This is a genomic window from Streptomyces spinosisporus, assembly GCF_022698145.1.
Taxonomy (GTDB): Bacteria; Actinomycetota; Actinomycetes; order Streptomycetales; family Streptomycetaceae; genus Streptomyces; species Streptomyces spinosisporus.
In genome coordinates, this window is record NZ_JALDAX010000023.1 from 81,643 (window position 1) to 101,366 (window position 19,724).

The following is a 19,724-nucleotide window of genomic DNA, read 5'->3' on the forward strand; positions in this document are numbered from 1 at the left end:
AGGGATCAGAAGATCCCCTGACCGGGCACCAGGATCCCGTTCGGGTCGTAGGTGCGTCTCGCCGATTCCAGCCGCGGCCACGCCGCACCGAAGTGGGTGCGCCAGTCCGCGCGGGTGAAGGGGATGCTGCCGACCGGGTACTGCGTCCCGCCGACCGCCGCGGCCGTCTCGTAGGCCGCGCGGTTGGCGGCCAGCAGACGGTCGACGGTGGCCGTGTCCTCGGGCGGTGTGGTGCGCAGGACGGCGAAGAGATACGGTACCGGATCGCGGGGCACGCGCAGCAGGGGCGTGGTGAGGCGCTCGCGCAGCAGCGGGTAGACGAGGACGATGCCGGCGCCGACGTCGTCGGGGGTGAGGCCGTCCAGCAACTCGCCCGTGACGGCGGCCGCGGACCGTCCCGGCAGCAGCAGGTTGAGCCAGGGGTGGGCGTACGTCCACAGACCGGCCTCTTTGAGCGCCTCGACGGCGGGGGCGAGCCGGTCGAGGAAGTCGTAGTAGGGACGGTCGGTCCGCTCGACCCCGGACGGGTCATGGCGCAGACCGCGCAGCAGCACCGCGTCGTCCGGCTCGGGGCCGGCCGGCGGGCCGTAGGCGGCGGCCTCCAGGGTGCAGACGCGGAAGACGCCGTCGGCGTCCGGTGCGACCTGGCCCTCGACGTAGTCGAACCGGCCCTCCTCGACCAGCGTCCGCTGGTCCTCCAGGAACGTCTCCAGGTCGTCGTACGGCAGCAGGTAGTGCCGTACGGTCTCCGGCGCCGGTACGAGGCGGAGAGTGGCGCCGACGACGACCGCGCACTGGCCGAGACCGGCCAGGACGGCGTGGAAGAGGTCCGGGTGCCGGGTGGGGGAGCAGCGTACGAACTCGCCCGCCCCGGTGACGACCTGGAGTTCGGCGACGTTGTCGACCTGGGCGCCGTGCCGGTGGGTCTGGCCGCCGAGGCCGCCCACGGACAGGGTGCCGCCGACGGAGAGTTCGAGGTAGTCGGTGAAGACGGGCGGGGTGAGCCCGTGGGCGATCGCCGCCCTGGCCACCTCGCTCCAGCGGGCACCGGCGCCGACCGTGACCGTGTCGCCGTGCGGTCCCACGGGACCGATGTCCGCGAGGGTGGCGGTCTCGACGACCAGTCCGCCCTCGACCTGTGCCTGGCCGTTGGTGGCATGCCCCTGGCCGCGCGGTGCGACCGGCAGCCGGTGCCGGTTGCAGAACCGCACCATGGCGACGACGTCACGGACCGAACCCGGGCGCAGGACGGCCGCGGGGCGGCGGTGCACGATGTGGCCGTAGTCCTCGGAAGCGGCGGCGAGCGACGCGTCGTCCATGACGAGCGTGCCGTCCAGCGGGGGGATTCCCACCAGGTTCCGGCCGGACCCGGTCCCGGTCCCGGACCCGGACTTCGACCCGGCTCCTGACGTGGCCCAGCTGCGGGCGCCGGGATCGAAGCCGATCACCGCCGCACCGGTGAGCGTGACTGTGCGCAGGACGGTACGCCGTGACGGTGTGTGGGGCATGTGCACTACCACCTCGCATGCAGGGGGGCGGACATGGGTCGGGGGACGGTTTCCCTCCCCCGAAGGTAACCGTCCCCCGACCGCTCCCCCGGCGCCGGACCGTTGGCCGGCCGACCGCGTGGGCAGCGGCGTGTGCTGTCACCAGCACATGACCGCTGTCTCCCCCGGACCCCACGCGGAGTACAGACGTACGCGGACGAAGTAGCGGCGGCCCTTGACCAGTCGGGCCTTCATGGTGGCGTTGTGCGGCTGCCCGCCGTCGTCGCGGCCCGCGACGTAGCGGGGCTCGCCGTCCCGTTCCTCGAAGAGGACGAGGACGCAGTCGTTGGCACCGAAGGTGCCCACCGTGTACTCACGGGTCTCCGGCGGGTCGATCACGAAGTCGGCCTGCTCACCGGGAGCCAGCCGCAGCGGCACCGACCGGAACGGCTCCAGCGCGGGCGGCTGCGCCCCGTCGGCCGGCGGGTACCAGCGCAGCGCGAACTCCTTGTCGGCGGGCGAGAGCGTACCGGGCGGGTTCAGACCCGCTCGGAACTGCTCCGGCTCCAGGATCAGCCCGCCCGAGAACGCGTACTCCATGATCGACTGCGGGTCCCAGACGGAGCCGTTGACCTCGGACGGGTCGAGCTTGCGCAGGATGTTGACGTACGTCTTGTCCCGGCTCCAGAAGTTCGGCGGGCCCGCCAGCTCGGCGTAGACGGCCTCGTCGTCCCAGTGGATGCCGGCGAACGGGCTCTGGTGCTCGTGCAGCAGGCCCAGCGCGTGCCCGATCTCGTGCAGCGCCGTCGCGCGCTCCCCGGGCACGGTCAGGTCCCAGCCGAAGTTCATGGTGCGTTCGTTCTGCCCGATCTGCAGACAGTCCTTGCCCACGGCCGACCAGGAGCCGTCGCCGAGCTGGAACCCGATGCGCAGTTCGGCCTCGGTACGGTCGCCGACCTCGACGAAGGACAGCCCGATGCCGAGTTCCTGCCACTCGCGGAAGCAGTCGCGGACCACGCTGCGCTGATCCTCGGCGCCGACCCAGGACACCCGGCGCGACTGTGTCGTGCCCGGTACGGCGATGACCGAGCCGTCGTCCTGGCCGTCGAAGAAGTAGTAGTGCAGCACGGTGCCGTTGACCCACATCGAGCGTTGGCCGATGAGCGCACTGAGCCGCTCGGCGGTCAGCCCCGGTGCGAACGCGGGGGCCGACTGCCGCGCGAGCGAGCAGTAGCGTCCGGCCATGCGCACAGGTTGCCGTGGGGAGGGGCCAGGACGCCTGAGTCGGGGGCTACTCAAGTCACCCTGTATCAGGGCTGAGTACTCGCGCTCATACTCCCGTGACGACATTGCGACGCGAGGCGAAGACCCTTGAGCTGCCCTGGCGGTTCACCGGACGTGAGGACGAGCTCGAACTGATCCGCCGCTCCCTGACCGCGGGCCACCACGGCATCGTGGTGACCGGCCCGGCAGGCTGCGGCAAGACCCGGCTGGTCACCGAGGCCGTACGGGGCAGCGACCGCGCCCGGGCCGCCGGGACGCCCGAGACCCGGCACCTCTCCTTCGCCGCGTTCGCCCACCTGCTGCCCGAGCGGGTCTCCCTGCACCGGGCGGTCCAGCTGCTGTCCGGGGTGCGGCTGCTGGTCGTCGACGACGCTCATCTGCTCGACGACGCCTCGGCCGCCCTCGTGCACCAGCTCGCCGTGCACGGCCGCACCCGGCTGATCGTCGTCGCCGCGGACGTCGGCCCGTGCCCCGGCGCGATCTCCCGGCTGTGGACCGGGGAACTGCTCCCGCGCCTCGTTCTGGAACCCCTGCCCGGCGAGGAGACCGAACAGCTGCTCGCGGCAGGCGTCGGCGGCAGCCTGGAGCCCCTCACCCTGAACCGCCTCCGGCACCTGAGCCGCGGCGATCTCAGGCTGCTGCGCGACCTGGTCGACGCGCTGCGCGAGCGCGGCCTGCTCACCTGCCGCGCCGAGACGGACACCTGGGCCTGGCGCGGCCCGGTCCCGGTGACGGCGACCATCCGCGAGCACGCCGCACAGGTCCTCGAAGGCCCCCGCGAGGCACGCGAGACCCTCGAACGGCTCGCCTTCGCCGAACCCCTGCCCCTGCCCATGGGCGACCTCGACCTGCGGCTCCTCGAAGACCTGGAGTCCGACGGCCTGATCCGCATCGACGACCACGGCACCGTCCGTCTCACCCACCCCCTGCACGGCCCGGTGCTGCGCGCCGCGGCCGGCCGGCTCCGGGCGGCGCGGCTGGCCCGTACGCCGGACCGGTGGGAGGCGGCCCTCGCCGCCGAGTCGGCCGCGCTGACGGGGCGGATCGAGCAGGCGGACGTACGGCCGCTGCCGACGCCCGTGGGGGAGTGGCTCGCGCAGGAGGGCGCAGCGGTACCGGCCGGGTACGCCGCCGTCCGCGCACGGTTCTCGCGGCTGAGAGGGGAGCTGCGAGAGGCGGCGGCCTGGGCGAGGGAGGGGCTGCGCGGCGCTCCGCACGACGCGCGCTGCCGCTGCGAACTCGCCCTGGCCGCCGCGCAGTCGGGAGACACGGCCACCGCGCAGGAGGCCATCGACGGCCACCCGGACCTGGACGAGCCGTCCGCATGGCTGGCCGCGGCCCGGGGAGACACCGAGGGGGCCCTGGCGGCGATCGGCGACGCCATGGACGGCATGGTGCAGCGGTACGGCCATGGGGCGGGGGCAGCGGGCGTTGACGGGGCGGGCGACGGTGCGGGCACCGCTCCGGCAGCCGAACCCGCCTGCGCGGACGCCGTGTTCGCGCTCTACGACCTCGTACGGCTCGGCGCCCCGGGGAAGGCCGCCGAACTCCTCCCGGCCGACAGCGTGTTCGCGCTGCACGCGGACGCGCTGGCCCGCGAGGACGGGGCGGCCCTCGACCGGGCGGCCGAGGCGCTGGAGGAGCGCGGGTTCCTGCTGTTCGCCGCCGAGGCGCACGCACAGGCCGCACGGGCACACCGCGACCCGCGCGCCGCACGCACGTCACGCACGCGTGCCGTCGCGCTGGCCCGCCGCTGCCAGGGCGCCCGCACCCCGGCCCTGTCCGGACTGGTCCTGGGCGAACTGACCGCCCGCCAGCGGCAGATCGTCACCCTCGCCGCCGCGGGCCTGAGCAACCGGCAGATCGCGGAACAGCTCACCCTGTCCATCCGCACCGTGGGCAACCACCTCTACAGCGCCTACGCCCGGCTCGGCGCGAGCGACCGGGGAGCACTGCCGTGGCTCGTCGAACTGCCGGAGGTGCAACCGGCCTGAGCCGCCTCCCATGAGCCGGCGGTCTGACCCCCAGTATTCGGGGGAGGGGTCAGGCCGCCGCACCGCGCCGGCCCGCCGTTAGCGGGGGGTGGGTTCGGGTTCGTCGGCGGGTGCGGGTTGTGTGTGGCTGGTCGCGCAGTTCCCCGCGCCCCTGAAAGCCTGCGGGCACCGGCACTGTGGGAGAGCCCTTGGGGTTCATGCCGCGCCGAACGCCGTGAATGCCCACCCCGTCGCCTGGTGCAGTGCGTCCCCCGGCTGTGCGGCGCGCGCGTCCCGCAGGGCCTCCGCCAGCGACAGGCCCGCGCTCAGTCCCTTGTGCAGCGCGAGCATCAACGACACCACGGCCTCGTCGTTGACCGGTGCGCTGCTGGCCACCACTCCCGCCGTGCCCAGCGGCAGCAACGCGGTGACCAGGCCGAGGAGTTCGTCCGCGCCGACCGAGGCGAGCCGTGCGGTGTCGCAGCAGGACAGGATGATGCGGTACGGGCTGCGGTCCAGGCGCTCGAAGTCGTGCACGATGAGCGGCCCGTCGGCCATCCGCAGCGAGGAGAACAGCGGGCTGTCGGCCCGGAACGTACCGTGCGCGGCGATGTGCGCCAGCGCGGCACCGTCGAGCTCCTCCAGTACCCGCGGCACGCGCGCGTGGTCGTCCTCCAGCACGACCGGACGGCCGTAGCGGTCGGCGAGTTCGGGCACTTCCGCGCCGCCGGTGGCCAGCCCGGGCCCGCGGACCAGGACCTGGCGCCCGCCCGGCGGCGGCTCGGTCTCGCGGGCCCGCAGCCAGCTGCTCGCCGACGGCGACACGCTCAGCACCCGTTCGCGCAGCGAGGGCAGCAGCGCCCACGGCACACTGTGCAGTCGGCCCGGGGGTACGACCACGACCGGGCCGGAGCCCAGATGTGCGGCGGCCGGGCCGAGCAGCAGTTCCTCCAGGCGGCGGCCCATGGCCTCGACCACCGGAAGCCGGCCCTCCGCCCCCGGGTGCGCCAGTCGGCGCAGCCCCGCCTGCACATGCTCGGCCTCGACCTCGGCTTCGGCCAGCAGCCCCGCCTCGAACCGCCGCACCCGCCCCTGCCCGCACAGCAGCACCTGCACCCGCCCGTCGAGCACGGCGAGCTCCACCAGCCGCACCTCGCCGAGGCGCTCCAGCAGCGCGCGGGGATCGAAGCGGTTCTCACCCCCGGGCGCGTCGCCGCGCAGATGCAGGGTCCGGGACCGGATCTCCCGCTCCAGCCGCCGCTGTTCACGCTCCAGGGCCGGGATCGGCCGACCCTCCCTGCGTCCTTCCTCCGCGCGGGCGGCGATCTCCCGGAACGCGGTCAGATCGCCGAGCAGCGCCGGGTCGGCGGGCGGCCGGGTCGGCGGTGCGGTCAGGACGGTGGCCCGCCAGCGCTCGCTCCAGGTCAGCAGCCGGCGCGGGCTGCCCGAGTCGAGGCTGACCTGCTGGGCCAGCGCGGCCAGCTCCGCGCCCTGCGCGGTGGCCCGGGCCCGCAACTCCGAGGCGCCCAGCGTCATCCGGTGGTCGTCGAGCACGTCGAGGCCGCGCCGGCACGCCTCCAGGACACCCCGGCCGGAGCCGGCCGCCCGCGCCCGCAGCGCCTGCGCGGCCCAGCCCGTCATCCGCGCCAGCGGCGGCCCGCTGTGCCGGCTGCGGGCGGCCACGGCCAGATGCCGCTCGGCGTCCGCCGTCCAGCCCAGACCGAGCGCGATCCGGCCCGCCAGCAGCGAGGCCTCCGGAGCGGCCGGCGCACCGAAGGAAGCGAGCCGTTCGGCCACCGCCGCCGCGTCCGCCACCAGGCGCCCCGAACGCCGCCCGGCGGCCACCCGCGCCTCGATCAGCACCAGTTGGGCATGCGCCTCCCACCAGGGGCGGCGCTGCCCGGCGAACAGTCGTACCGCGAGCGCCGCACGCGCGATCGCCGTGTGCGGGTCGCCCGCCAGCCGGGCCGCGCGGGCCGCCACCAGCAACAGCTCCGCCTTGCGCGTGGACTGCCCGCCGATGCCGTCGAGCGACGCGATCGCCGTGTCCGCCTCGGTCAGCGCCTCCGGGGCCAGCCCCGCGGCCATCAGGACCTCGCAGCGCCGGATGTAGAGCATGAAGGACGGCGTGCCGAGCTTGGCGTACCGCTCCTCGGCCTCGTCCATCAGCCGGAGCGCGAGCGGGATGTCGCCCTGCCGGAAGGCCGACAGACCCCGGCTCTCCACCACGTCCGCCTTGTCGTGGTCCTGGCCGGTGGTGTCCCACAGCGCCTCGGCCGCGGTGAAGTCGGCGTCCGCGCGGTCCACCGCGCCGAGCGCCAGATGCACGGTCGCCCGCAGGGTCAGCGCCCGCGCCGTCCAGATGACGTCGTCCGCCTGCCGCAGCACCGGTATCGCCCGCCGTACGCCCTCCAGCGCCTCACGGTGCCGGCCCAGCACCCAGGAGGCGTAGGCCCGCCGGAACAGCACCCGCGCGCGGGTGAGGCCGCTGCTGACCGTGACGCCCCGCTCCAGCGCCTCCAGGCCCTGCCGGGTGCGGCCCGCGTGCACCAGCGCCACACCGAGCGCGGCCAGGACGTCCGCCTCCCGGTCGGGTGCCTGGGCGCGCGCCGCGAGGTCACGGGCCTGGCGCAGATGGTGCAGCGCGATCCGCATGTCGCCCCAGTCCCGCTGCCAGATGCCGATGACCTGGTGGGCGACGGAGGCGCGCCAGGCCGACGGATCGGAGTCGAGCACGCCCTGCGCCCGGGCCCGGGCCTCGCCCGGGTCGGCGAACACCATCGGCAGCAGTTCGAGAACCGGTTCGCTTCCCGCTGTCACTCCATGGATGGTAGTGGCCCAGGTGGCGGGCCACACCGGTTTGGTGCTGTATCAACCAACTGCCCCGAGACTCTTGCTGACGACTGTCGCCTCAGTGGGAGGAAACGCCATGGCACCTCAGCGATTCCACGAACAGTTCGATCAGATCCAGCGTTCGTTGCCCGACGTCTCCCTGGCCCTGGGGCCCGACGACGCGGCGGAGTTCATCTACGAGAAGGGGGTGGTCCTCGCCCGGGACGGCGAGGAGGCACGGCTCGTCGAGGACACCGTGCGCACCCACTTCACCGAGGCGACCGGTCTGACCGCCGACCATGTGCAGCGGGTCAGCCCCGAGACCAACCGCTCTGGCATCACCCGCATCCAGGTCGGCGACCCCGGACACGGCGACCGGCGCGGAGACCGTGCGGTCGCGCACGCCCTGCGGTCCATGCGCGCCCACGAGGGACGCGCCGGGCGCCGCCTGGTCAGCCGCAACCACGTGGTGTCGATCGCGGTCAACTCCTGCCCCGGCGACGAGCCGGTGCCCGCGCCGCTCACCCAGGGCACCAACCCGGCCGCCGCCGAGGGCGGTTACGACGCGGACACCGCGGTGGGCGTCCTGGTCATCGACAACGGCCTCACCCACGACCACGGCATGGTCCCGCTGCTCGCCCATGTCCAGGGTGACCTGCACGGCACCGAGACCGACCAGCAGGGCAACCTGCTGCAGTACGTGGGCCACGGCACGTTCATCGCGGGGCTGCTCGCGGCGGTCGCACCGAACACGGACATCACGGTGCGCAACACCCTCACCGACGCGGGCGCGATCCTTGAGGACCAGTTCGGCGAGCGGCTCTTCGACGCGGTCGACGAGCACGGCTGGCCGGACATCATCAGCCTGTCCGCCGGCACCTCCAACGGCCACGTCGACGGCCTGCTCGGCGTCGAGGGCTTCATGCAGGAACTGCGCGGACAGCGCACCCTGATGGTCGCCGCCGCCGGCAACAACTCCAGTGCCACGCCGTTCTGGCCCGCCGCCTACGCCTCCCTGCCCGACTTCTCCGACGTGGTGCTGTCGGTCGGCGCGCTGCGCGGCGACGGCGAGTTCGGCGCCTGTTTCTCCAACCACGGCGGCTGGGTCAACGCCTACGCCCCCGGCGAGCGCCTGACCAGCACCCTCACCGGCTTCGACGCACCCGTGCCGTACGTCTACCAGCACTCCACCTACGACGCCTGCCGGTTCGGCTTCACCTACGCCTGCACCTGCCAGTACCCGCGCCACACCGGCGTACTGAGCGAGGCCGGTACACCCACCGCCGTCAAGGCGGACCAGGTCATGTTCGAGGGCTACGCGCACTGGAGCGGCACCTCGTTCTCCGCCCCCGTCGCCGCGGGCCTGGTCGCCGCCTACATGACGGCCAACAAGGAGAGCGACCCACGCGCCGCCCGCAAGCAACTGCTGGCGGCGAACACCGAGTTCGCCGAAGTGCGCGGGGCGCATGTACCGGCGCTCCTCCCGCCGAGCTGGCGCCCGGGAACGGTCGTGCAGCTGGCTCCCGGGGCATGAGGTCTGGAACGGCTCCCTCCACGGCGTACCATGTCATGCCGTACACGAGGGGTGGGGCCGTGGACCGAGCAGATGTCGGTGCGCTGGTCCAGTCCGCCGCCGACGGCGACGCGGCGGCCTGGAAAGCGCTCGTGGAGGGGCTGAGCCCACTGGTGTGGTCCGTCGTGCGCTCGCACCGGCTCTCCGAGGCGGATGCGCACGAGGTGTACCAGACGGCGTGGTTCCGTTTCGCCCAGCACCTGGGGCGGATCAGGGAACCGGAGAAGGCCGGGTCCTGGCTGGCGAGCACCGCACGGCACGAGTGCCTGAAGGTGCTCAAGAGCTTAAGGCGGCTGACCCCGACGGACGATCCTCAGCTGCTCGACCGGGTCAGTGAGGACCGTACGCCCGAGCAGTCGATTCTCGATCTGGAGGAGGCGGCCGCCGAGACCGAGCGGATCCGCCGGGTGTGGCAGGAGTTCGAGGAACTCGGCGACCGCTGCAGGCAGTTGCTGCGGGTCCTGATGTCCTCGCCGCCGCCCAGCTACCAGGAGGTGTCCGTGGCGCTGGGGATCGCCGTGGGCAGCATCGGGCCGCTGCGCCAGCGCTGCCTGCGGCGGTTGCGGGCACGACTGGAAGCACGGGGGGCGGTGTGAGGGACATGAGCGACATGGACGACATGGACGACGACATGAGCGGGAACAGCGGCGAGGCCGCCTTCGAGGGTGAGGACCTGGGTCTCGACCTGCTGGAGGAGGAACTGCGCCGGGCCGCGGCCATCCTGGACCCGGTGCCGCCCGAGCTGCGTCAGATCGCCGTCGAGGCCTTCGCGTTGCACGACCTCGACGCCCAGATCGCCGAGCTGACCTTCGACTCGATGGTGGACGCGATCCCCGTGCGGGGCGCGACGGACGTGCCGCGCATGCTCACCTTCCACGCGGGCGGGGTGACCGTGGACGTGGAGCTGACCGTACGGGGCCTGATGGGGCAGGTGCTGCCGCCGCAGACGGCCGGGGTCGAGGTGCTCAGCGGACCGGTGTCGGGCTCGCCCCTGGAGACCGACGCCATGGGGCGCTTCACCTACGACCGGCCCCCGGCGGGCCCGTTCGCACTGCGTCTGCGCACCGACGAGGGGGTGCTCGTCACGGACTGGCTGACGGCATGATCGGGGACCCTGCCCTCACCGGGTGATCTGCTCTCGCCGGGTGAGCTTCTTTCATCGGGTGATCTGCGCTCACCAGGTGACGGGCAGGGTCTGCGGGCCTCGGATCATGGTCTTGCGCCGCCAGACGACCTGGTCGGCGGGGACGGCGAGTTCGAGGTCCGGCAGCCGCTTCAGCAGGGTGTCGACGAGCAGTTCGGTCTGCAGTCGGGCGAGCACGGCCCCGGTGCAGTAGTGCGGGCCGTTGCCGAAGGCCAGATGGGGCCGCTGCGCGCGGTCGGGGTCGATGCGGTCCGGGTCGGGAAAGACGTCCGGGTCGTGATTGGCGGCCAGATAGGAGACGTAGACGGGGTCGCCTGCGCTGATGCGATGGCCGTGCAGCACCACGTCCTCCAGGGCGATCCGGGCCAGACCGACCGAGGTGCGGTGCGGGATGAAGCGCAGCAGCTCGTCGATGACCGCACCGCGCCCCTGCGGCTCACGCATGCGCGCCATCAACTCCGGCCGGCTGAGCATCAGGAACAGCATCTGCCCGCAGTTGTGGGTGACCGCCTCGCCGCCGATCTGCAGCGGCCCGGCGAGGCCCACCGCCTCCTCCTCACTGATCTCGCCACGGCCGACGGCGGCCCCGAGCAGCGCGTACACGTCCTCGTCCGTGCTGCCCGCCCGGGCCCGGACGGTCTCGGTGATCCACCCGTACATGCCCTTCTTCGCCCGGTCGGCGGCCTCGGCCCCGCCGGACGTGGAGATGATCTGCCGGGTCCAGGCGTGCACCCGCTCCCGGTCCTCGACGGGCACCCCCATCACCTCGCTGACCACGGTGATCGGGAACGGCTCCAGCACCCGCTCGACCAGATCGGCCGGCGGTCCGTCGTGCACGAGCCCGTCGACCAGCACGTCGAGGATCCGCTGCGCACGGGGCCGCAGCCGCTTCATCGCGGCCACGGTGAACGCACCCGCGACCGGCTTGCGCAGCCGGTTGTGGTCGGGCTGGTCGGCCCAGGCGAGCGAGCCCGGCCGGGGCGCGAAGTTGGGGGCGAGCCGGGTCACCCGGCGGTGAGTGACCTCCGTACGGCTGAACCGGGGATCGTTGGTGATCAGCTTCACGTCCTCGTACCGGGTCGCCAGCCACGCCCAGCCCTCGCCGTGCGGCAGCCGGATCCGGGTCAGCGGCCCCTCGCGCATCAGCTCCGCGAGCACGGGGTCGAACGCGGTCCCGGCGAGGTCGAGTGCGGGCCAGTCCCGCACGGGGGGCGGGGCCTGCTCGGTCAGCGTGCTGGTCTCCTCGGTCATGCCACCCACCCTGGCGCCGCGGGCGGGGGCCTGTCGCGCGGGAGTGCTCCAGCCGGAGGTCAGCCCGTCACGGCGTCGACGAGCGCGGCGAGCGCCGACGCCAGGTGGGTCAGCCCGGGGCCCGCCGGGCCGCCCGGCTCGCTCATGTACGTGTCCCGGCGGATCTCCACCATCAGGGCCTCGACCCGGGCGTCGGTGCCGTAGAACTCCAGCGGTACGTACGCCCCGCCGAACGGGCTGTCCACGCCCGTGCCCCCGCACTGCGCGAACGCGTCCCGCGCGGCGGCCGTCAGTTCGGGCGGCGTATGGAAGGAGTCGGTCCCGAGACAGACCGGCGGCCGGGGGCCCGCGCCGTGCAACTCGTAGGGCAGCGCGACGCTCGGGTACGAGTGCACATCGATGATCACCGCCCGTCCCGTCGCCGCCAGCCGCCCGGCCACCGCCTCCGTCATGGCTCGCGCGTACGGCCGGAAATACCGCTCGATCAGCGGCTCGGGGTCGACGTCCGCGTGCCGCAGCACACCCCGGTGCGTGGTCCGCGTATAGACCGCGCCCATCCCCACCGACAGCATCTCCTCCCGCTCGTCCGGGAACCGCTCGGGATCGACCACCAGCCGCGACAGCCGATTGACGAACCGCCACGGAGCGAGCCCCGACAACCTGGCGGCCCTTTCGGCGAGTTCGGCGGTGTGCGCATCGGTGATGTGATCCAACTCCCGCTCCAGAGCGGCCTCGTCGAGCACGATCCCGCTCCGCACCGCGTCCGGGATCTCCCGCGCCGAGTGCGGCACATGAAGGATGACGGGGGAGTCGGGGGCGCCGGGCAGGAGGGCGTACGAGGGGGTGGTGTGCGTCATCTGCTGCTCCTGGAGCGGGAGTGGTGGACGGGATCGTACGAGGGCTGCTCGGGCCTGCTCGGCGGAACCGTGACGTGATTCCGCCCTACTGCCCGCGCGGGTCCAACCGCACGACCGCGACCCTGCCCGCCAGATCCACCGTCGTGCGATGCGGCGGCGCCCCGTCCTCCTCGTCGTCCCGCATCACCAGCGCCGACTGCCGCTCCTTGAGCTCGCTCTGCTTACCCGGCGAAAAACTCGCGTGCAGCTGCTCGAACCCGGTCGCCGAGACCTGCCCCTGCCGACCCCCCTGACGCCACGGCAACAGCCCCACCCGCCCGGCACGCAACAGCAGCTGATCCGTAAAGGCCACGACGGTCAGCACAATCACCAGCCCGGGCAGGGTCATGAAGACGGCGAACTCCATGCCCCGAGTATCCGCCGGGCATCTGTACGAGCGACAGCCGCCTCCTCGCGTCGCCTGAATGAGCCGGGCTCGCACGAGTCGGCCCGAATCAGGCGCACCGGAGCCGCGGACAAGAGGGGCGGACAGAAGTGCGCCCCGGCAGGCGCGGTGCCTGCCGGGGCGGGGACTCCGAGGATCATCGGGCCACAGGCCCGGTCCTGTACGTCAGCCGAACAACGTCAGCTCAGGGACGCCAGGGCCCCGTTCCAGGTGGCCGACGGGCGCATGACTGCGGCGGCCTTGGCCGGGTCGGGCTGGTAGTAGCCGCCGATGTCGGCCGGCTCGCCCTGGACGGCGAGCAGTTCGTCGACGATCTTCTGCTCGTTCGCGGCGAGCGTCTCGGCGAGCGGGGCGAAGGCCTTGGCCAGGTCCGCGTCGTCGGTCTGCGCGGCCAGCTCCTGCGCCCAGTACAGGGACAGGTAGAAGTGGCTGCCGCGGTTGTCGATGCCGCCGACGCGACGGGTCGGGGACTTGTCCTCGTTCAGGAAGGTCGCCGTGGCGCGGTCGAGCGTGTCGGCGAGCACCTTGGCGCGGGCGTTGCCGGTGGCCGTCGCGTACTGCTCGAAGGCGGGCACGAGCGCGAAGAACTCGCCGAGAGAGTCCCAGCGCAGGTAGTTCTCCTTGATCAGCTGCTGGACGTGCTTCGGCGCGGAGCCGCCGGCGCCCGTCTCGAACAGGCCGCCGCCCGCCATCAGCGGGACCACCGACAGCATCTTGGCGCTGGTGCCCAGCTCCAGGATGGGGAAGAGGTCGGTGAGGTAGTCGCGCAGCACGTTGCCGGTCACCGAGATGGTGTCCTCGCCGCGGCGGATGCGCTCCACCGAGAGCTTGGTCGCCTCCACGGGGGACAGGATGCGGATGTCCAGGCCCTCGGTGTCGTGCTCCGGCAGGTACGCCTTGACCTTGGCGATCAGCTGAGCGTCGTGGGCGCGGGTCTCGTCCAGCCAGAAAACGGCCGGGTTGCCGGTGGCGCGGGCGCGGGTGACGGCCAGCTTCACCCAGTCCTTGATCGGGGCGTCCTTGGTCTGGCAGGCGCGGAAGATGTCGCCCGCCGCGACCGGCTGCTCCAGCACGGCGTTGCCGTTCTGGTCGACCAGACGGACCGTGCCGGCCGCCTTGATCTCGAAGGTCTTGTCGTGGGAGCCGTACTCCTCGGCCTTCTGCGCCATCAGGCCGACGTTCGGCACCGAGCCCATGGTCGAGGGGTCGTAGGCGCCGTTGGCGCGGCAGTCCTCGATCACGGCCTGGTAGACACCCGCGTAGGAGGAGTCCGGCAGGACCGCGAGGGTGTCGGCCTCCGCGCCGTCCGGACCCCACATGTGGCCCGAGGTGCGGATCATGGCCGGCATCGACGCGTCCACGATCACGTCGGACGGCACGTGCAGGTTGGTGATGCCGCGGTCGGAGTCGACCATCGCCAGGGCCGGGCCCTCGGCGAGCTCGGCGTCGAAGGATGCCTTGATGTCGGCGCCCCCCGGCAGGGCCTCCAGGCCCTTGTAGATACCGCCCAGACCGTCGTTCGGGCTCAGACCGGCGGCGGCGAGCGTGCTGCCGTACTTCGCGAAGGTCTTCGGGAAGAAGGCGCGCACCACGTGACCGAAGATGATCGGGTCGGAGACCTTCATCATCGTGGCCTTGAGGTGCACGGAGAACAGCACACCCTCCTGCTTGGCGCGGGCGACCTGCGCGGCGAGGAACTCGTTCAGCGCGGCGGCGCGCATCACGGAGGCGTCGACGACCTCGCCCTCGAGGACGGGGACGGACTCGCGCAGCACGGTGGTGGTGCCGTCCTCGGCGACCAGCTCGATCCGCAGGGAGCCGGCCTCGGAGATCACCGCGGACTTCTCGGTGGAGCGGAAGTCGTCCTCGGCCATGGTCGCGACGTTGGTCTTGGAGTCCGCGCTCCAGGCGCCCATGCGGTGCGGGTGGGTCTTGGCGTAGTTCTTGACCGAGGCGGGGGCGCGCCGGTCGGAGTTGCCCTCACGCAGGACCGGGTTGACCGCGGAGCCCTTGACCTTGTCGTAGCGGGCCTGGATCTCCCGCTCCTCGTCGGTCTTCGGGTCGTCCGGGTAGTTCGGCAGCGCGTAGCCCTGGCTCTGCAGCTCGGCGATGGCGGCCTTCAGCTGCGGGATGGACGCCGAGATGTTCGGCAGCTTGATGATGTTGGCCTCGGGCGTCTTGGCCAGCTCACCCAGCTCGTGCAGGGCGTCCGGAATCCGCTGGTCCTCGGCGAGGTACTCCGGGAACACCGCGATGATGCGCCCGGCCAGCGAGATGTCCCGCGTCGCGACGGTGACACCCGCCTGCGAGGCGTACGCCTGGACCACCGGCAGGAAGGAATACGTCGCCAGGGCCGGGGCCTCGTCAGTGTGCGTATAGAAGATGGTCGAGTCAGTCACCGGGTGCTCCGCTCCACGTCTGCAACATTGCTCGACATCAAGATATCTCGTGATCGAGGCGGGCTCGAAAGGGGTGGGGTGTGCGTCCCGCTCTGCGGGACGTGATCTTCCCGTACGCCGGGGGCTGATCTGGGCGGTGGGAGTGCTCTGGCGGGGGTGGGAGGAGGGGGTGTTTACGGGGGGGCTGCGGGGGGCCTGCCTCGCGAAGGGGCCCGGGGCCGGGTTTCCGAAGAAGCCGGGGGCTGGGTTTCCGGAGACGCTCGGGCGCGGGTTTCCGGAGAAGCCTGGCCCCGGTCCGGGAGAGGCCTGGGCGCGGGTTTCCGGAGAAGCCTGGGCCCCGGTCCCCGAAAAGGCCCGGCTCCGGTCGCCGAAGCAGGTCGGAACCCGGCCGTGCTCCGGGACCCCGGTCTGGGCGATCGGAGTGCCCTGCCGGGGTGGGAGGACGGGGTGTTTCCGGGGCTGCGGGGGGCGCCTCGCGAAGGAGCTCGGGCCCGGATTGCAGAAGAAGCCGGGGTCTGGGTCTCCGGAGAGGCTCGGCTCCGGTCCTGGAGAAGGCCGGCTCCGGTCTCGGGGAAGCCCGGCCCCGGGTTTCCGGAGGAGCCCGGCTCCGGTCGCCGAAGCAGGTCGGACCCCGGCCGTACTCCCGGAGCCGGTCTGCGCGGTCGGAGTGCCCTGGCGGGGTGGGAGGTGGGGGTGCTTCCGGGGCTGCGGGGGCCGCCTCGCGAAGGAGCTCCGGCCCGGGTTGCAGAAGAAGCCCGACCCCCGTCCCTGTAAAGGCCTGGCACCGGGCACCGAAGCAGGTCGGACCCCGGGCCGTGCTCCGGGGCCCGGTCTGCGCGGTCGGAGTGCCCTGCCGGGGTAAGAGGAGGGGGTTTCTGGGGCCTCGGGGAGGCTCGCCTCGCGGCGAAGCCCGGAACCGGGTTGCAGAAGAAACCGGGGCTCGGGTTTCCGGAGAGGACCGGCGCCCGTCCTGGAGAAGTGCGGCCCCGGTCCAGAAGCCAGGCGCGGGTTTCCGGAGAAGCCCGGGCCGCGGTCCCCGAAAGGCCCGGCCCCGGTCGCCGAAAAAGCCCGGACCCCGGTCCTGGAAGGAGCCCGGGCCCGGGCCCCGGCCCGGGAAGAGGATCGGGCGTGTGATCGTCTGCGCCGAAGCCGACCCGCCCTGGCCTCGGGCTCGGGCGGTCGGCGTGCACCACCCCGCTCCGGCCGCCCGGGCCGAGCCCGGCCAGGAGACAGCACGCGGGAGGCGGGCGCGCCGACCGGTCAGTGCCGACCCGTCGGCTCCGTCGGCGGCACCGTCGGTCCCGCAGTCCCCTCCAGCCCCGTCAATCCGGCGATCCCGTCAGTCGCGGGTCGGTCCAGCCGGGTGGGGATATGCCTCACCAGCCTCGGCGGCCGCTTCGGGGCCCGCCTCCACACCCGCCTCCTCGGCCCCGCGCTGGTGCGGAATCATCACCGAGCCCTGCTGCAGTGCCACCGTGCGTGCGGGGGCCGGGATGCGGATGCCCTCCTCGCGGTAGCGCTTGTGCAGGGCCTTGATGAACTCGTGCTTGATCCGGAACTGGTCGCTGAACTCACCCACGCCCAGGATGACCGTGAAGCCGATGCGGGAGTCGCCGAAGGTGTGGAAGCGGATCGCCGGCTCGTGCTCCGGGACGGCACCGCTGACGTCCCGCATCACCTCGCCGATGACGTCCATGGTCACGCGCTCGACATGGTCCAGATCGCTGTCGTAGGCGACACCCACCTGCACCAGGATCGTCATCTGCTGCTCGGGACGCATGTAGTTGGTCATGTTCGAGCGGGCCAGCTCGCCGTTGGGGATGACCACCAGGTTGTTGGAGAGCGCCCGCACCGTCGTCTGCCGCCAGTTGATGTCCTCGACGTAGCCCTCCTCACCGCTGCTCAGCTGGATGTAGTCGCCGGGCTGCACGGTCTTGGAGGCGAGGATGTGGATGCCCGCGAAGAGGTTCGCGAGCGTGTCCTGCAGCGCGAGAGCGACCGCGAGACCGCCCACGCCCAGGGCGGTGAGCAGGGGCGCTATGGAGATGCCCAGGGTCTGCAGCACTACCAGGAAGCCGATCGCCAGAACCAGCACCCGGGTGATGTTGACGAAGATCGTGGCCGATCCCGCGACACCGGAGCGGGAGCTGGTCACCGTACGCACCAGCCCGGCGATCACCCGGGCCGCCGTCACGGTGACGACGAGGATGAACAGTACGGTCAGCACCTGGTTGACATGGTTCTGCACCGTTCTGGTCAGCGGCAGCGCGGCGCCCGCCGAGGCGGCCCCGCCCAGGAACGCCGCCCACGGCACCACCGTGCGCAGCGCGTCGACGATGACGTCGTCGCCGCTCCAGCGGGTGCGGTCGGCGTGCCTGCCCAGCCAGCGCAGCAGCATGCGCAGCAAGAACGCGGCCAACAGGCCCGCCACCACCGCGATACCGGCGATGACCAGATCGTGCACGGTCAGTGCTCGGTTCACCGCTCACCTCCGGGAAGACGATCTGCGGCGTCCCCCGCCGCACCGTGCCGGATGTGAAGTGTCGTCACGTATCCACCTGCTCGAAATCGAATGTACGACCGTCCATCCTGCCGTACTCGGCAGTGTGGCCCGGCACCTGACGGCATCGCACGTTCGACGGGAGTTTCTTGACGCCGGTGCCGCCCGGCGGAAGTTTCTTGACGCAGGTGTCGCCCGACGGCAGGCTGGCCCGCGGTGATCGTCCCGGGCGCCACCGGTGTCCCGGGCGCCGCCGATGCCACGCGTGCCACGGGTGTCATAACCGTCATGGGTGTCACGAGCGTCGAGGGCTGCGACGGGGAGACACGGAGAGAGGCAGAGATGACAGGTCCGGTGCTCGCGGTCGACCAGGGCACCTCCGGCACCAAGGCTCTGGTCGTCTGCCCCGAACGCGGCGTCATCGGCACCGGATTCGCCGAGGTGCACCCCCGCCCGCTGCCCGGCGGCCGGGTGGAGGCCGACCCGGAGGAGCTGTACCGCTCGGTGCTCGACGCCGGCGGCCGGGCCCTGGCCGAGGCGCGCGAACCCGCCGTCGCGCTGGGCCTGGCCAACCAGGGCGAGACCGTGCTCGCCTGGGACCCGGACACCGGCCGCCCGCTGACCGACGCCCTGGTCTGGCAGGACCGCCGCGCCGAGTCCATCTGCGCCGAACTCGCCCCGCACGCCGACGAGTTGCGGGCGCTGACCGGTCTGCCCGTCGACCCGTACTTCGCCGCGCCGAAGATGGCCTGGATCCGCCGGCACCTCACTCGCGAGGGCGTCGTCACCACCAGCGACGCCTGGCTCGTGCACCGCCTCACCGGTGCCTTCGCCACGGATGCCGCGACCGCCGGCCGCACCCAGCTGCTCGACCTCGACCGCACCCAGTGGTCACCACGCGCACTCGAGCTCTACGGCCTGCTCGACGAACGGCTTCCCGAGGTCACCGACAACACCCAACCCGTGGGCACGACAAGGGAGTTCGGCGCCGAGATCCCGCTCACCGGACTGGCCGTCGACCAGCAGGCCGCCCTGCTCGCCCAGCGCATCACCGCCCCCGGCGGCGCCAAGTGCACCTACGGCACCGGTGCGTTCCTCCTCGCCCACACCGGCGACCGCCCTCGGCGCGGTACCTCGGGCCTGGTCAGCTGTGTGGCCTGGCGCCTTGCCGGACAGGCCAGTTACTGCCTGGACGGCCAGGTCTACACGGCCGCCTCCGCCGTGCGCTGGCTCACCGACCTCGGCGTCATCAAGGGCGCCGCCGACCTGGACACCGTCGGCGGCGCCGTACCCGACAGCGGCGGCGTCACCTTCGTACCCGCGCTCGCCGGGCTCGCCGCCCCCTGGTGGCGCGGCGACCTGCGTGGCTCCCTCACCGGCCTCGGCCTCGACACCGGTCCCGGGCATCTGGTGTGCGCCCTGTGCGAGGGCATCGCCGCGCAGGTCGTCCTCCTCGCCGACGCCGCGGCGGCCGACCTGGGCGAGCCGCTGTCCGCGCTCCGGGTCGACGGCGGCCTCACCCGCTCCTCGCTGCTCATGCAGATCCAGGCCGACCTGCTGCAATGCCCCGTCGAGGTGTCCGCCCTGCCCGACGCGACCGCGCTCGGCGTCGGCGCCCTGGCCCGGCTCGGCGCCAGACCCGGCCTGTCCCTCGCCGAGGCACTCCCGGACCGCAGGCCGTCCGCCGTGTACGAGCCGCGCATCACCGCCGACGAGGCGGCCGAACGCCTGTCCGCCTTCCGCACCGCCGTCACCGCCCTCCTCGACGCATGAAGGCCCAACCGAGTCGCATGAAGGCCCCCCAGACGCAGAAGGCCCAGTCCAGACGCATGAAGGCCAACCCATGAACAGCCCCCGCGCGACGGTCACCACGCACGGCCCCTTGTCCGGTCACCCCTATGACGTCGCCGTCGTCGAGCCCCAGGAAAGATCTCGTCAACTCGCCCCCCACGCCCTCCTCGACGCATGAAGGCCCAACC

Annotated in this window: 14 protein-coding genes; 6 read left to right on the forward strand and 8 right to left on the reverse strand. The window is 72.7% G+C overall.

All coding sequences use genetic code 11. The features are described from left to right. Positions 1-5: 5 nt before the first annotated feature. Positions 6-1,508, reverse strand: a complete 1,503-nt coding sequence (locus MQN93_RS38805; protein WP_242713174.1) for an FAD-binding protein — start codon at positions 1,506-1,508, stop codon at positions 6-8. 138 nt (positions 1,509-1,646) lie between these two features. After that, positions 1,647-2,732, reverse strand: a complete 1,086-nt coding sequence (absR1, locus tag MQN93_RS38810; RefSeq protein WP_016431166.1) for a beta-glucuronidase AbsR1 — start codon at positions 2,730-2,732, stop codon at positions 1,647-1,649. Positions 2,733-2,827: 95 nt separating this feature from the next. On the opposite strand from absR1, the gene MQN93_RS38815 reads away from it, so the two are divergent. Continuing rightward, entirely contained in the window at positions 2,828-4,765 is a 1,938-nt protein-coding gene (locus tag MQN93_RS38815) for a helix-turn-helix transcriptional regulator (protein WP_242713175.1), read from the forward strand. Between the two features lie 195 nt (positions 4,766-4,960). Here MQN93_RS38815 and MQN93_RS38820 read toward each other — a convergent pair whose 3' ends face one another. Beyond that, positions 4,961-7,525, reverse strand: a complete 2,565-nt coding sequence (locus MQN93_RS38820; RefSeq protein WP_242713196.1) for a CHAT domain-containing protein — start codon at positions 7,523-7,525, stop codon at positions 4,961-4,963. Between the two features lie 148 nt (positions 7,526-7,673). On the opposite strand from MQN93_RS38820, the gene MQN93_RS38825 reads away from it, so the two are divergent. Genes MQN93_RS38825 through MQN93_RS38835 form a run of 3 tightly spaced genes read left to right on the forward strand, consistent with a single transcriptional unit; the run spans position 7,674 to position 10,254 of the window. Continuing rightward, complete coding sequence (locus MQN93_RS38825; RefSeq protein WP_242713176.1) at positions 7,674-9,110, forward strand: S8/S53 family peptidase; 1,437 nt, start codon at positions 7,674-7,676, stop codon at positions 9,108-9,110. Between the two features lie 35 nt (positions 9,111-9,145). Next, complete coding sequence (locus tag MQN93_RS38830) at positions 9,146-9,745, forward strand: RNA polymerase sigma factor (RefSeq protein WP_242713177.1); 600 nt, start codon at positions 9,146-9,148, stop codon at positions 9,743-9,745. 5 nt (positions 9,746-9,750) lie between these two features. After that, complete coding sequence (locus MQN93_RS38835; protein ID WP_242713178.1) at positions 9,751-10,254, forward strand: hypothetical protein; 504 nt, start codon at positions 9,751-9,753, stop codon at positions 10,252-10,254. 69 nt (positions 10,255-10,323) lie between these two features. Here MQN93_RS38835 and MQN93_RS38840 read toward each other — a convergent pair whose 3' ends face one another. From MQN93_RS38840 to MQN93_RS38860, 5 genes are all read right to left on the reverse strand, one after another. After that, entirely contained in the window at positions 10,324-11,544 is a 1,221-nt protein-coding gene (locus MQN93_RS38840) for a cytochrome P450 (RefSeq protein ID WP_242713179.1), read from the reverse strand. 59 nt (positions 11,545-11,603) lie between these two features. After that, the gene (locus MQN93_RS38845; RefSeq protein WP_242713180.1) at positions 11,604-12,401 is read right to left on the reverse strand and encodes an N-formylglutamate amidohydrolase; all 798 of its coding nucleotides are present in this window, start codon (positions 12,399-12,401) and stop codon (positions 11,604-11,606) included. An 85-nt stretch (positions 12,402-12,486) separates the two neighbouring features. Further along, on the reverse strand, positions 12,487-12,807 hold the full coding sequence (locus MQN93_RS38850; protein ID WP_242713181.1) for a DUF6191 domain-containing protein: 321 nt from the start codon (positions 12,805-12,807) through the stop codon (positions 12,487-12,489). Between the two features lie 218 nt (positions 12,808-13,025). Continuing rightward, positions 13,026-15,245 carry an NADP-dependent isocitrate dehydrogenase gene (locus MQN93_RS38855; RefSeq protein WP_242713182.1) on the reverse strand — a complete coding sequence of 740 codons (2,220 nt, stop codon included), beginning with the start codon at positions 15,243-15,245 and terminating at the stop codon, positions 13,026-13,028. Positions 15,246-16,584: 1,339 nt separating this feature from the next. Next, the gene (locus tag MQN93_RS38860; RefSeq protein WP_242713183.1) at positions 16,585-17,727 is read right to left on the reverse strand and encodes a mechanosensitive ion channel family protein; all 1,143 of its coding nucleotides are present in this window, start codon (positions 17,725-17,727) and stop codon (positions 16,585-16,587) included. 360 nt (positions 17,728-18,087) lie between these two features. Here MQN93_RS38860 and MQN93_RS38865 point away from each other — a divergent pair, with 360 nt between their 5' ends. Both MQN93_RS38865 and MQN93_RS44075 read left to right on the forward strand, forming a co-directional pair. Beyond that, positions 18,088-19,518 carry an FGGY family carbohydrate kinase gene (locus MQN93_RS38865; protein WP_242713184.1) on the forward strand — a complete coding sequence of 477 codons (1,431 nt, stop codon included), beginning with the start codon at positions 18,088-18,090 and terminating at the stop codon, positions 19,516-19,518. Positions 19,519-19,588: 70 nt separating this feature from the next. Beyond that, on the forward strand, positions 19,589-19,714 hold the full coding sequence (locus MQN93_RS44075) for a hypothetical protein (RefSeq protein WP_016431153.1): 126 nt from the start codon (positions 19,589-19,591) through the stop codon (positions 19,712-19,714). Positions 19,715-19,724 lie beyond the last annotated feature (10 nt).